Origin of the sequence: Bradyrhizobium sp. CCBAU 53338 (assembly GCF_015291665.1) — a bacterium.
GTDB lineage: Bacteria > Pseudomonadota > Alphaproteobacteria > Rhizobiales > Xanthobacteraceae > Bradyrhizobium.
This window is the reverse complement of the sequence record NZ_CP030048.1, coordinates 5,085,802-5,099,066: the sequence shown is the minus strand read 5'-3', so window position 1 is coordinate 5,099,066 and position 13,265 is coordinate 5,085,802. Positions and strand designations below refer to the sequence as shown.

Below are 13,265 nucleotides of genomic sequence, written 5' to 3'. Positions count from 1 at the left end.
ACGGAGAGAGGATTGTGATGAACGCCACCGCAGTCGCAGACTTTTTCCAGTTCTTCCGCTCGTACATCTCCAATCCCTGGCAGGTCTCCGCCATCGCGCCATCGGGGCAGTCGCTCGCCCGGCTGATCACGCAGGAGGTCGTACCTGGCCGGGGGCCGGTGATCGAGCTCGGGCCAGGCACCGGTATCTTCACGAAGGCGCTCATTCAACGCGGTGTGCCGGAGCGCGATTTGCTGCTCGTGGAATACGGCTCGGATTTCGTCCGGCTCTTGCAGGAGCGGTTCCCGAGGGCGCGCGTGCTCTGGATGGATGCACGCCGGCTCTCTCAATACGAACGTTTCACGGCGCCTGCGTCCGCTGTCGTCAGCGGCCTGCCGCTTCTGTCGATGTCGCCGCGAAAGGTGATAGCCATTCTCTCCGGGGCATTCCGTCACATGCAGGAAGGCGGCGCGCTCTACCAGTTCACCTATGGACCGCGCTGTCCGGTGCCTCGGCCGATCCTCGATCGGCTCGGCCTGAAGGCGAGCCTCGTCGGACGAACGGCATTGAACGTCCCTCCGGCGTCCGTCTATCGCATCCGGCGTCGCCATCGATCATCGGCGATGTCCTGAAAAAGCGACCCGCAGCATCACGCCATACAAATGGGTGCATCCGACCGAGGAGCGGTAGGCCGAAGGGGCCTATCGCGCTTCGACGACCTCGCCGTCTTCCTTCACGAACCGGCCGACGGGATTGTCCAGGAGATCGACGACCGCCTCCGAGGGCCTGCACAAGCGCGTACCCTTCGGCGTCACCACGATCGGGCGGTTGATCAGGATCGGGTGCGCGAGCATCCGGTCGATCAGTTCGTCGTCCGTCCATTTGGGATCGGCGAGGCCGAGGTCCTTGTAGGGCGTGCCTTTCTCGCGCAGCAACGCCCGGACGGGCACTCCCATCGCCGCGATCAGCTGCTCGAGCGTTTCGCGCGAAGGCGGCGTCTTGAGGTATTCGATGACGTCAGGCTCGACGCCGCTCTGCCGGATCATCGCCAGCGTATTGCGCGAGGTGCCGCAGTCGGGGTTGTGATAGATCGTGACGCTCATCGGTTTGTTTCCGCGATTGGGACGGGGCCGCGTGCATTGGAATGTCCGAGCAGCCAGTTCATCAACAGCATGCCGGCGAACGCTCCGCAGAGTTCCGCGAGAATGAATCCGGTCAGGTCGACGGGACGAATGCCCGAGAACGTGTTTGTCAGAGACCGCGCGATGGCGACGGCCGGGTTGGCGAACGAGGTCGAGGCGGTGAACCAGTAGGCCGCGGTGATGTAGAGCCCGACCAGCCAGGGGACCGCCGTCCGCTGAAAGCGGATCCCGGCCAGGATCGTCGCGACCAGGCCGAAGGCGGCGACGGCTTCGGCGAACCATTGCGGTCCGCCGGTTCGAACCTTCGTCGAGACATCGAGCAGGGGCAGTCCGAACATCAGGTGCGCCGCCATCGTGCCTGCGATGCCGCCGGCAATCTGCGCCATCACGTAGAGGGCGGCCTCATTCACCGGAAGCTCGCGCTTGCCGGTGAAGACCAGCGTGACCGCCGGATTGAAATGCGCGCCGGAGATCGGACCGAGCACCGTGATCAGGACGACCAGGATGGCGCCGGTCGGCAAGGTGTTGCAGAGCAGTGCAAGCGCGACGTCCTTGGTCAGCGTTTCCGCCATGATACCGGAGCCGACCACGGTGGCGACGAGAATGCCGGTGCCGAGCGCCTCGGCCGCGAGGCGCCGCGAAAGATCGAAACTGTCCATCAGCCGGCCTTCGGCTCTGGACGTGTCGCGCCATCGGAGCGGCCGATCTCGCGCAGCCTGGTGCCGAGCGAGAGCTTGTCGATGCTTCTCATCGGGAGGTTCACAAAGGTGTCGATCCGATTCTTGAGATAGCGGAAGGCCGTGACGAAGGCCGCCTGCCTTTCCAGGTCCGAGCCCTCTGCGGCGGCGGGATCCTCGATGCCCCAGTGCGCCGTCATCGGCTGACCCGGCCAGATCGGACAAGCTTCACCTGCGGCGTTGTCGCAAACGGTGAAGACGAAATCCATCACCGGCGCATCCGGAGCGGCGAACTCCAGCCAGCTTTTCGACCGCATCCCGTCGGCGGGATAGTCCATGCTTGCCAGCGTGCGCAGTGCCAGTGGATGCACCGCGCCTTTCGGCGTGCTGCCGGCGGAGAAGGACTGGAAGCGGCCGGCGCCGTCCTTGCGAAGAATCGACTCGGCGAGGATCGAGCGCGCCGAATTGCCGGTGCACAGAAACAGGACATTGTAGGTTTGATCAGGCACGGGCCTTCCCCCTTCGCTTTGGAGAGCAGCAGGCTTGCAGGCTCTCGACGACCGGCTCGCAGACTTCCGGCCGCCCGCCGCAGCAATCGCGCAGCAGGAAAACCGCGACGTCGCGAAACTCGCCGAGATTGGCGCGGTAGATGATCGAGCGGCTCTGCCGTTCGGACGACACGAGGCGCGCGCGGCTCAGGATCGACAGATGCGCCGAGAGGGTGTTCTGGGGCACCTCCAGGAGGCGGGCGAGGTCGCCGGCCGCCAGACCGTCGGGTTCGTGCCTGACCAGCGTCCGGAACGCCTCCAGACGGGTCGACTGCGACAGCGCAGCGAGCGCAAGCACGGCTTCTTCAGTTTCCATATATCCAGACTTATGGAATTATTGGCGGGGCGTCAATCCGAAACCTCGCGTGGATCGCAACGGTATTTCGAACATTCTAGAAATACGGTTGACGGCCGGGTGCGGACGGGCGCATGATGCGTGCCATGAAGATCGACGACGCAGCAGCACGCCTGGAAGCCTTGGGTAACCGGACCCGGCTCCAGATCTATCGCGCCCTGGTGCGGGCAGGACACTCCGGCATGCCGGTCGGCCGCCTGCAGGACAAGCTGAAGATTCCGGCATCGACGCTGTCTCATCACATCAAGTCTCTGGTTGCGGTCGGGCTGGTCAGCCAGGTCCGCGAATCCACCACCCTCGTTTGTCACGCGAACTTCGAGGCGATGCGCGGGCTGGTGGATTTTCTGGCTGCTGAATGTTGCGCGGACGAAGCCGAGTGCGGGGGCGCCCAGTCGGCGGCCTGATTTTTTTGCCGAATTATTCGATGATTCTAGAATGACGGGAGTAGCGGGATGAGCGACGCAAAGAAGGTGGCCATCATCGGGGCCGGGCCGGTCGGCCTTGCAGCGGCCGCGCATGTGCTGGAGCGTGGCATGTCGCCCATCGTGCTGGAGGCCGGGCCGGAAGCGGGGCATGCGATCCGCCAGTGGCAGCACGTGCAGCTGTTCTCGCCATGGGAATACAATGTCGACAAGGCCGCAGCGCGTCTGCTCGCGCCGACGGGCTGGAATTCGCCGGACCCTCAGGCCTATCCCACCGGCGGCGAACTGCTGGAGGGATATCTCGAGCCGCTCGCGACGCGGACGCCGCTGCGCGACGTGATCCGCACCTCCAGCCGCGTCTCGGCCATCAGCCGCGTCGGCTTCGACAAGGCGAAGACGAGGGGCAGGGAGCAGGCGCCTTTCGAAATCCGCTACCAGAACGGCAAGGGGCCGGAGGTGCTGCGCGCTGATGCCGTGATCGACACGTCGGGCACATGGTTCTCTCCCAATCCGGCCGGCAGCAACGGCCTGCCCGCGATCGGTGAACGCGAGCGCGCGGACCGCATCGCTTACGGCATGCCTGACGTGCGCGGCGGCGATCGTTCCAGATATGCCGGCAAGACCGTCGCCGTGCTCGGCGCCGGCCATTCCGCTGTGGGCACACTGATCGATCTGGTGCAACTCGCCGACGAGGTGTCCGGCACGAAGGCCATCTGGTTGCTGCGCGGTGCCGATCCCGCAAAGGCTTTTGGCGGCGGCAGCAACGACAAGCTCGCCGCGCGCGGCGAGCTCGGTTCTCATTTTGCGGCGCTCGTCGCTGCCGGAAAGATCAGGGTCGAGACCGGATTTGGCGTCACGCATCTGTCGGACTCCGAAGGCCGCCTCAAGATATCGGCCGGTGCCTGCTGCGGTGCGCGCAGCGTTGTCGTGGACGAACTGGTGGTGTCGACGGGCTTCCGTCCCGATTTTTCATTTCTGTCCGAGCTGCGCCTGCGGCTCGATCCGGCCATCGAGGCGCCGGTCGCGCTGGCGCCGCTGATCGATCCCAACGAACATAGCTGCGGCACCGTGCGCCCGCACGGCGCGCGTGAGCTCTCTCATGACGAGCCGGGCTTCTATATCGCCGGCATGAAGTCGTACGGCCGCGCGCCGACCTTCCTGATGATGACGGGCTACGAGCAGGTCCGCTCGATCGCAGCCGACATCGCCGGCGACAAGAAAGCGGCAGCGAGGGTCGAGCTCGTGCTGCCGGAAACCGGCGTCTGCACGCGCGGCGGCGTCGAGACGGCCGGGGACGCAGGTTGCTGCGGCGGACCGGCGAAGCAAGACGCGACGGCGTGCTGTGCCGCCGACGAAACGGCAAGGAAGGCCGGCGCTTCCGGCTGCGGTTGCGCCTAAGCGGTGCCGGCTGGGGCGCCGTCTTTTTGGTCGTAGGAGGGGGGAAGCCATTCGTAGTCTGCGCGGTCGGTCTCTCATCGCGGTGATGTGCATCGGCCAGGTCGGCAATTTGCTGCCGCATGTCACGTTGTCCGCAAATCTGGCGCAGCATTTGATGCCGGCGTGGGGGTTGTCCGCCGCTGAAGGCGGATTGATGGCGAGCGGCTACGCCTTCGGCTACATGCTTGCGGTGCCTCTGCTGACGACGTTGACCGACCGCATCGATGCGCGGCTCGTGCTGCTCTGGGGCTCGATCGCCAGCGGGCTCGCGACCGTGGCTTTCGGCATGTTTGCACAGGGCTTCTGGTCGGGTACGGCGATCTGGTCCATGGCGGGCCTCGGATTTGCCGGGGCCTACATGCCGGGATTGAAGGCGCTGACGGATCGGTTGCCTGCCGGCGACACCTCGCGGGCCGTCACGTTGTACACGTCGAGCTTCTCGGTCGGCGTCGGCCTCTCGTTCCTGGTGGCGCAAATCATCGCCGATCGTTGGGGATGGCGGACTGCTTTCGTCGTGACCGGCTTCGGTCCCGTCGCAATGGTGGTCGCGTGCCTTCTGATGCAGGCGCAGCGACCCGCGCCGAAGGTGGGGCGATTGCTCAACTTCGTCCCCGTCTTCGCCAACCGCGAGGCGCTCGGTTACATCCTCGGCTACGGCGCGCATTGTTTCGAGCTCTACGGCATCCGCACCTGGCTGGTCGGATTCTGGACCTTCGTCATCGCGCATCAGGGGGCGCCGTCATGGCTAAGCCCTGTCGTGATGAGCTTCTGCTTCGCGGTGATCTCCATGCCGGCCAGCATCCTCGGCAACGAGGCCGCGCTGAAAATCGGACGACATCGCGCCATCACGATGGTCATGATTGCGTCGGCCTGCGTCGCGCTGGTCATCGGGTTCAACGCGACGGCGCCGGCAGGAGTGCTCGCGCTGCTGCTGCTCGCCTATGGCCTGACCGTGCCGGCCGATTCCGGCGCGCTGACCGCGGGCATGTCGGCCGCCGCGGTGTCCGAACATCGTGGCGCGACGCTGGCCCTGCACTCGACCGTCGGTTTCGGCCTGTCGGCACTCGGTGCGTGGGGGACGGGCGCCGCGCTCGACGCCGCCGGCGGCCCGCAGAGCGCAACCGGCTGGCTGCTGGTGTTCATCGTTCTTGCAGTGGGGATCGCGGTGGGGCCGCTGGCGCTGCTCTGGGCGCGGATGGTGCGTTTGGAAAAGCGGCCATCATGAGCGCAGCCTCAAACCTCCGGGGATCACCGTATCGTTCATGCACGGACCCTTAATTGGAGCGGACTGATCCATCGCATCATGGCCTAAGCCGGATCAGTTGATGTCAAGATGAGCCGGCGCCTTGTGCGGAGGAGGCTCCAGCTTGTCCACTGGCTGCGGCGGACTAGCGGACACCCGCAAACCGCGCAGCTTCGGGCCAATAGACGAGCTACACCGATCCCTCGAGGCGGTGGTCGATCTCATTGCGGAGCAAGTCGAAGTCGATCGGCTTGGGAAGCAATCCGGCTGCCCCGAGTTCGGTCGCCCTCTTTCTGGTCGCATCATCCCCGTAGGCGGTAATCATGATGACTGGCACGTTCGGACGTTCCGCCCTGACCTTTGGAAGCATCTCGAGACCGGTCATCCCGGGCATGTTGATGTCGGAGAGGATCAGGATCAGTGATGGATCGGGAATTGCTTTCACGCGCTCCAGAGCAGACGGCGCGGAAAGCGCGAATTCCATCGCAAAACGCCCGGATCGAAGATCCCGCCGGAAATGCTGTCGGAACATGCTTTCGACATCGGGTTCGTCGTCGACGACGACAATGTACGTGCTCAATTCGCGCTCCCTGGTTTCTGCGCGGACGTCGCTCGCGGCAACGTAACGACGAATTCGGTGAATACGCCGGGCTCACTTTCGACGTGAATGGTGCCACCATGTTGTTTCACGACGATGTCGTGGCTAATGGAAAGTCCGAGTCCGGTGCCTTCGCCGGCGGGTTTGGTCGTGAAGAAAGGGTTGAACATCTGCTCCTTGACCTCCGGCGGGATGCCGGTGCCGTTGTCGCGGATGCGAATCTCGACACGCAGGCCGCTGCCACGCGTGCTGGCGGTAAGCTCCGGCTCGAAGCCGGCGCCAGCTTCCGCAGCCCGCCTGCTGACGGCATAAAAACCGTTGGAAATCAGGTTGAGCAATACCCGTGTGATCTCCTGCGGAAACACCTCGACCGCGCCGGCGTCCGGATCGAAGTCGCGCCTCAGCGTGACGTTGAACGTCGGCCTCTCTGCGCGTGCGCCGTGATAGGCAAGGTTGAGGCTCTCCTCGACCAAGGCGTTCAGATCGGTGGGCCGGTGTTCGCTCGAACCCTCGCGCGAGTGAAGCAGCATGTTCTTCACGATCGAGTCGGCGCGCTGGCCGTGCTGCACGATCTTGGAAAGATTGTCCTTCAGCAGCCCGGTCAGCTCGCCGACCTCTGCGCGGAGTTTCCCGGCGAGCGCTGCTTGATCGAGCAGTTCTTCGAGCTCGTCAGCGAGCTCGATCGAGAGCGCGGAGAAGTTGTTGACAAAATTAAGCGGGTTCTTGATCTCGTGCGCGATACCAGCGGTGAGCTGGCCGAGCGACGCGAGCTTCTCGGTCTGGACTAGGCGATCCTGCGCCTTGCGGAGGTCGTCGAGCGACTGCGACAACTCCCGAGTACGGGCCTGGACCTCGTCGAACAGCCGGACGTTTTCGATGGCGATCGCCGCTTGGTCGGCGAAGGTAATGGCGAGCTCGATCTGCTTGTCCGTGAACGCCTCCGGGTCAGTCCGTGTCAATGTGATGACGCCGATTGGTACACCCTCGCGCAGCATCGGCACGCCCAGGAGCGCACGGAAGTCTCCAAGCCGCTGCCCTTCGCGGAAAGTATAATCCTCGTCTGCCTCGACGTCGGGAATGTGGACGACGATCCCCTCGAAGAGGGCGCGTCCGGTCACTGAATGCCGGTCGACGACAACAGGTATGCTACGGACGTAGTTCATGAAATCTTCCGAGAAGCCGAACGATTCGGCACGATAGAAGATGCCGTCCTTCTGCCGAGTTATGGTTCCCTTGTCGGCTGCGCAAAGCCGCGCAGCCGTCTCGACCAACGCATGCAGGACGGCCGGCAGATCGAAGGTTGCACGGCTGATGACCTTGAGCACCTCCGCCGTCGCAGTCTGCTGTTGCAGCGATTCCTGCAGCTCGCGAGTCCTGATTTGCACCTCCTCGAACAGGCGGACATTGCCGATGGCAATCACCGCCTGGTCCGCGAAGGTCTGCAGGAGCGCAACCTGCTTCTCAGTGAAGGGATGCACCTCGGTACGCCGGAGCACGATCGCGCCGATGCTTTCCTCGTCGCGCAGCAGGGGCACGCTGAGAATGGTGCGATGTCCCATCGTGATCGCGAGCTGCCGGCCGTCGGAAAGGTCCTCGTTTATCTCGTCGCGGAGATCGGCGATATGCACCGGCTTCCTGTCGATGAAGGCGCGTCCGGCGGTCCAGCGGCGGTTGATCGGCCACTTCTCCAACCCGATCGGGATCGGTCCGTGATGAGCGGAAAAACGCAGGTCGTCGCCGTCCTTGAGCAATACCGCCGCATCGTAGGCCTCGCAGACCTGGCAGGCGCTGTCGGTGATGGCCTTCAGCACCGGCGCGACGTTCGTCGGCGAGGAGGCGATCACGTTCAGTATGTTGGAGCTGCCGGTCTGGTAGGTCAGGGCTTCCTCGAGATCGCGCGTCTTGGCCTGAACCTCGTCGAACAACCGGACATTGCCGATGGCGATCACCGCTTGGTCGGCGAAGGTCTGAAGCAAGGCGATCTGCTTGGCGCTGAACGGATGCACATCGGTACGGCGTAGCAAGATCGCGCCGATCGCCTCTCCCTCACGCAAGAGAGGCGCAGCCACGAGCGTATGACAACCGTCGGCGAGCGACATTTCACGCCCGATGACAAATTCTGCAGATTCGTCGGAGAGCATATCGTGGACGTGTACCGGAATCCCATCGGCCATTGCGCGGCCAGAGACCGTGGTCCGGTCGTTGGACCAGCGCCTCCGCCCCATTGGAATTGGGCCATGATGCGCGCCAAGGCATAGCTCCTCGCCCTCCTTCAGCATCACTGCCGCGTCGTAAGCTCCGCATAGCTCGCACGCGCTCTCGACGATGGCCTGCAGCACTGGAGTGACGTCCGTGGGCGAGGAGGCGATCACGTTCAGGATGTTGGAGCTGCCGGTCTGATAGGTCAGGGCTTCCTCGAGGTCGCGGGTCTTGGCCTGCACTTCGTCGAACAGGCGGACGTTCTGGATGGCGATGACAGCCTGGTCAGCGAAGGTCTGGACCAATTCGATCTGCTTGTCGGTGAATGCGCGCACGACCTGCCGTGTCAACGTGAAGACGCCGATGGTCTGGCCGTCGCGCCGCAGCGGGACGCCGAGATTGGTTCGGTGCTCCCCGAGTTGCTGATAGCGGCGCGCAAGATCGCCCTGCGTTTCATCCGCAAGGATGTCAACGGTTTGGACAGGGAGCCCGGACACGGCCGCGCGCGCGGTCGTGCTGCACCCATCGAGGGAGAAAGGATGCGTCCTTGCAAAGATCTCCAACTCGGGTGGGAAGCCGAAATTGGCAGACATGTGAAGCTGGTCGCCTTGCCGAAGGTAGACCATGCCGCGCTCGGCTTCGCACAGCCGCGCAGCCGATTCCGTCAGCGTATCGAGAACGGTTTGCAGGTCGAAGGCCGAACGGCTAATGACCTTCAGCACGTCGGCGGTCGCGGTCTGCTGCTGGAGAGACTCCTGCAGGTCGTCCGTACGTTGGCGCAATTCCTTCAGCAGCCGTGTGTTTTCAATGGCGATGACCGCCTGGGCCGCGAAATTGGTTACGAGCTTTATTTGTCTATCGCTAAACGGTCGAACTTCCTGACGATAGATGACGACGGCTCCGACAAGCTCGGCGTCCTTGAGCATTGGCACAGCAAGAAGGGTTCGAGCCTGCAATATGTCAACCGTCGCAATGCGTAGAGGATCGCCTTCAGAATACAGCGTTCCCGACATCACGTCGGGAATGTGTATGACCGCTTTGCTTGCAACAAGCCTTCCCAGACCCGTGTCGGGTCCGGCAACAAGTGGTCCGCGTTTGAAGAGTTCAGCGTACTCAGCAGGAGTATTGTGCAGTTCGGCGGGCAACAATCCCCTGCCATCGAACAGGAGCAATTGGCCGAACTTCGCTTCACAAATCCGCAAAGCGTTGTTCAGCATCGACCTGAAGACCGGCTGCAGATCGCCCGGAGAGCTGCTGATAACCTCGAGAACTTCCGAGGTCGCCGTCTGCTGCTCCAGTGCTTCCTGTGTCTCGTTGAACAGCCGAGCGTTCTCGATCGCGATCACGGCCTGACTGGCGAATGTCTTCAGGAGATCCAGGTGGCGTTCAGAGAACGATCCGGTTTTTACGCGCGTGACGCTGATGTAGCCGATTGGAGACCTATTGCTGAGCAAAGGCACGAAAACCATACTCCGAAAGCCGAGCGTCCTGGCCAAGGTGCGCGCGCGGGGCGTCTGCTCGGTGTCTGGGATTTGTATCGTTTTGCCTTCGTATACCAGTTCCTGCGCCGCAAAGCCGGCAATAGGGCGCGGGAACGAAGCTCTCAGTGTTTCGTCCGCAAGCGGACTAATCGGAGTGAAGGCCGCGAGGTGAGCGGCGTTGTCGATGAAGCGAAACACAGCAGTTGAGAAGCCGCCGAGCAGCCGATTTGCAGTCTTCGCAATCGCATCAAAAGCCCGCTGCACGTCAGAGGGCGAACTGGCGATGATCCTGAGGATGTCGGCCGTCGCTGCCTGCTGCTCACGGGCCTCTTTCAATTCTACGTCGGACGCCGTTGAAAGCTTCAAGCGGGTGGCGGACCGAACAGGACGCTTGGTCACGGCGGGGGCGCACTCGCTCGCTGAGCGCGCGTTGCGCGTTTTCGTCGCGCTCTTCTTGCCGCCCGCTTTTGTTGACCGCGCCATATCCGCCCCCCGAGGGTGAACAAGGCCATCATATCGGGCGAACGCACCACTCCGGAAGGGGTGAACGAGCGGAATCGCGGCTGCCGAGCCGGCTGATGGCCGCGTCAAAATGCGGGCTGGCGGAGGCCCACACGACTGTCCGGCCTAACCCCGGCGAACGGATATACGGGGCCACGGCCTTCTCGATTGACAATGACCGGAAGTCCAGATTGGCCTGAACGGTTTTCCGATTTGCCATCGACTACCGATGTGCACGCACGATGTGCGGACCGGGTCCGAGCACGATATCTTGCCTCAGGACGCCGTAGAACCGCTCGGCTATTTCGGGAAGTCCAAGATCTTCTATCACACTAAAGCCCTCGCCGTGCAGCAATTGCAGCAACTCGATGGGATCGAAAAAGCTGAGCCAAGGTTCACCCCGCGCCGCTGCCCTTGCGGCCGTTGCCATGACGTCGGCGCGGCGCTCGGCAGGATAGTTGCGGAATGGTTCGGCATAGTCAAAAACGACCGCGGTTTGCGGCACCTTGGAAATGAATTTCAGGGTGGAAGAGACTGCATCTTTCGTCAGATAAGGCACGACGCCAAGCCATTGAAAGAACGCAGGCTCGTCCAGGTTGAACCCCGCTCTTGTCAGCCCCTCCGCGAGGCTTTCTCGTTCAAAATTTACCGGGGCGAAAACGAGTGACGGCGGCTCGGCGAGACCTGCGGCCCGCATCCGATCACGTTTCCACATTTGTGTCCCGGCGTAGTCGACCTCGAATGTGCGAACGCCGAGATCAGCGTAAGGATTTCGCAGCGAGAAGGTATCGAGGCCCGCACCCAGCACCACGACCTGACGTACGCCGCTCGTGATGCAATCGGACAATACGTCCTCGGAAAATCGGCTGCGCGCGGCTATGAACAAACGCCACGGTCGTAGCGAGTCATTGGCAGCGATCTCGTCCAAGACAGCGGCGGTCTCTTCGTCTAAAATTTTCAACGCAAGTGGGTCTTTGAAGATCGCTCCGCCTTCCAGTTTTTGGTGGATGGCACGATAAGCCGCCGCTCCCCGAGCCGTCTGACTTGGTTGTCCATCGCGCATGGTGATCTATCCCAAAAGCGTGCAGATCTCACGGCATCGTTGTGGCTTAAACTATAGCACCCCCGCAGGGACTGCGACGTCCGCTGCAGGGTCAAAAGCTACCTTGGCCGGCTTGTCTGCTCGGCTCTCGGGTGTGTGCACAAGATGGCGATGCCATAGGCACGCCGGACCGCCCAACTGACGACGGCTGATCATGGCAAGCTGTCCTCGAAATGAAATCGCCCGCGACGGATTGCTCCGCGCGGGCTCCGAGAATTTTCGATGATGCCATCCTGCCAGTGTTTTGCCCGACGTGTCAAAGTGGAAAACTGCGACTGAGCAAGGGGAATCTCGGCCGCACAAACGCCTTCCTTGATGCGACGTCAGAATTGCCAATCGCTTCAACGCCGCCGCTACTGTGCATGGGGTTGTTTTTCAGCTTTTGCTTCGAGGGCGCCGCAACGCCCGCGCCTCAGCGCCGGCCGCGCGGCGCCTCGGCTTTCGCCGGCGCTTCGGTCTGCGGGGTGCAGGTCGCGGCTTGCAACGTGGCCTGCGCCTGCGGCATCAGGCCGGGCTCGGCGGCGAGCGCCTTCATCAGGATCAGGCCGGTCGTCGTCGGGGAATCGATGATCAGGCGGTCGGCCGCGGTGACCTCCTCGTCCTCGGGCAGGGCGCTGTGCTGCGCTTCCGTCATCAGGTCAAGCTCGATCACCTTCTTGCCGGCCGAGCGGTCGTTGATGGCGTAATAGGCGATCTCGTTGCGGGTGTAGAACGACACCGACGTGTAGGCCTGGCTCACCGGCACGGTGAGCTTGATCGGCCCGCCCGCGAGGTCATAGCGGCAGATCGCGAGCGCGAAGGCCGGGTCCATGAACGGCATCGGTGACGTCTGCGGATCGGCCAGCGGCAGCTGCGTCACGCCGTTGAGCTTGGTCATCGGCGTCAGGCGCGAATAGGCGTCCTGGGTTGCGATGCGCGGCAGGGCGAGCACGCTGACGAGATGGACCACGAGGCCCAGCAACACACCGGCAAGAATCGTGAACGCCAGGCGGATCATGAGCAGCCGACCGTCGAAATGTTGGGCATCGGCGCGTCGCGCTTGGTGCGCGTCGCCACCCCGACCGGCGTGTCGTAGAGGCGGAACATCAGCGCGTAGCGCTCGATGCCGCCGGTCGGCAGCCAGTTGCCGGCGCGCGAGCGCGCGGCGATGTGGATCTCGAACGAGCCGTCCGAGGCGCGCACGATTTCCTGGCTGGTGAAGCCGTAGCGGGCAAGCGAGTTGGCGACGAGATGGCCCTTGCGGTCGTACAGCGTCAGCGTCCAGAACCGCGCCGGCGGCGTCACGCCCGACACGACGACGTCGCAGCGGCCGTCGAGCGCCTTCTTCCTGTCGTCGGTGGTCGCGGTGAAGGCGACGCCGTCGCCGGTGCCGATCGGCAGTTCGCCGTTGCGGACGATGGTGGCGCGCGAATAGGGATCGACGTCGCCGGTGCCGGTGCGGGGGCGGGCGGTCCAGGCGCCGATGGTCAGTGTGCCGATCTCGGTGCCGCGGGTCGTCGTCATCCAGGTCGCGCCGACGCCGACCACGGTCGCGAGCAGAAGGGCCGTCAATGTGATCAGGATCAGCCGCACGGGACCAGA

13 protein-coding genes are annotated in these 13,265 nt (G+C 63.5%); 4 read left to right on the top strand and 9 right to left on the bottom strand.

The window, feature by feature from the left end; translation table 11 throughout:
• The first annotated feature begins 17 nt into the window (after positions 1 to 17).
• A complete protein-coding gene (locus XH90_RS24000) occupies positions 18 to 611 on the top strand; it encodes a class I SAM-dependent methyltransferase (RefSeq protein ID WP_194476788.1) in 594 nt (197 codons plus the stop codon).
• A gap of 69 nt (positions 612 to 680) precedes the next feature.
• Here the strand turns inward: XH90_RS24000 and arsC are convergent, their stop codons facing one another.
• Genes arsC through XH90_RS23980 form a run of 4 tightly spaced genes read right to left on the bottom strand, consistent with a single transcriptional unit; the run spans position 681 to position 2,662 of the window.
• Positions 681 to 1,082 carry an arsenate reductase (glutaredoxin) gene (gene arsC, locus XH90_RS23995; RefSeq protein ID WP_194476787.1) on the bottom strand — a complete coding sequence of 134 codons (402 nt, stop codon included), beginning with the start codon at positions 1,080 to 1,082 and terminating at the stop codon, positions 681 to 683.
• Positions 1,079 to 1,780, bottom strand: a complete 702-nt coding sequence (locus XH90_RS23990) for an MIP/aquaporin family protein (protein WP_194476786.1) — start codon at positions 1,778 to 1,780, stop codon at positions 1,079 to 1,081. Before XH90_RS23990 ends, arsC begins: the two co-directional genes overlap by 4 nt.
• Positions 1,780 to 2,307 (bottom strand): arsenate reductase ArsC, encoded by a 528-nt coding sequence (locus XH90_RS23985; RefSeq protein ID WP_194476785.1) that lies wholly within the window; start codon positions 2,305 to 2,307, stop codon positions 1,780 to 1,782. Before XH90_RS23985 ends, XH90_RS23990 begins: the two co-directional genes overlap by 1 nt.
• Entirely contained in the window at positions 2,300 to 2,662 is a 363-nt protein-coding gene (locus tag XH90_RS23980; RefSeq protein WP_194476784.1) for a helix-turn-helix transcriptional regulator, read from the bottom strand. Before XH90_RS23980 ends, XH90_RS23985 begins: the two co-directional genes overlap by 8 nt.
• 125 nt (positions 2,663 to 2,787) lie before the next feature.
• Between XH90_RS23980 and XH90_RS23975 the strand changes: the two genes are divergently transcribed.
• The 3 genes from XH90_RS23975 to XH90_RS23965 all read left to right on the top strand — a co-directional run bounded on the left by XH90_RS23975 (position 2,788) and on the right by XH90_RS23965 (position 5,785).
• On the top strand, positions 2,788 to 3,105 hold the full coding sequence (locus XH90_RS23975) for a helix-turn-helix transcriptional regulator (protein WP_194476783.1): 318 nt from the start codon (positions 2,788 to 2,790) through the stop codon (positions 3,103 to 3,105).
• Between the two features lie 48 nt (positions 3,106 to 3,153).
• Positions 3,154 to 4,521, top strand: coding sequence for an NAD(P)-binding domain-containing protein (locus XH90_RS23970; protein WP_194476782.1), 1,368 nt, complete (start codon positions 3,154 to 3,156; stop codon positions 4,519 to 4,521).
• An 85-nt stretch (positions 4,522 to 4,606) separates the two neighbouring features.
• Complete coding sequence (locus XH90_RS23965) at positions 4,607 to 5,785, top strand: MFS transporter (protein ID WP_194476781.1); 1,179 nt, start codon at positions 4,607 to 4,609, stop codon at positions 5,783 to 5,785.
• Between the two features lie 208 nt (positions 5,786 to 5,993).
• Here the strand turns inward: XH90_RS23965 and XH90_RS23960 are convergent, their stop codons facing one another.
• The 5 genes from XH90_RS23960 to XH90_RS23940 all read right to left on the bottom strand — a co-directional run bounded on the left by XH90_RS23960 (position 5,994) and on the right by XH90_RS23940 (position 13,256).
• Positions 5,994 to 6,383: a response regulator gene (locus XH90_RS23960; protein ID WP_194476780.1), complete on the bottom strand. Its 390-nt coding sequence runs from the start codon at positions 6,381 to 6,383 to the stop codon at positions 5,994 to 5,996.
• Positions 6,380 to 10,564 (bottom strand): GAF domain-containing protein, encoded by a 4,185-nt coding sequence (locus XH90_RS23955; protein WP_194476779.1) that lies wholly within the window; start codon positions 10,562 to 10,564, stop codon positions 6,380 to 6,382. Before XH90_RS23955 ends, XH90_RS23960 begins: the two co-directional genes overlap by 4 nt.
• Positions 10,565 to 10,805: 241 nt before the next feature.
• Positions 10,806 to 11,645: an SAM-dependent methyltransferase gene (locus XH90_RS23950; RefSeq protein WP_194476778.1), complete on the bottom strand. Its 840-nt coding sequence runs from the start codon at positions 11,643 to 11,645 to the stop codon at positions 10,806 to 10,808.
• A 451-nt stretch (positions 11,646 to 12,096) separates the two neighbouring features.
• Positions 12,097 to 12,681 carry a DUF1254 domain-containing protein gene (locus tag XH90_RS23945; protein ID WP_194476777.1) on the bottom strand — a complete coding sequence of 195 codons (585 nt, stop codon included), beginning with the start codon at positions 12,679 to 12,681 and terminating at the stop codon, positions 12,097 to 12,099.
• Complete coding sequence (locus tag XH90_RS23940; protein ID WP_194476776.1) at positions 12,678 to 13,256, bottom strand: DUF1214 domain-containing protein; 579 nt, start codon at positions 13,254 to 13,256, stop codon at positions 12,678 to 12,680. The genes XH90_RS23945 and XH90_RS23940 overlap by 4 nt, the downstream gene beginning before the upstream one ends.
• Positions 13,257 to 13,265: the final 9 nt, after the last annotated feature.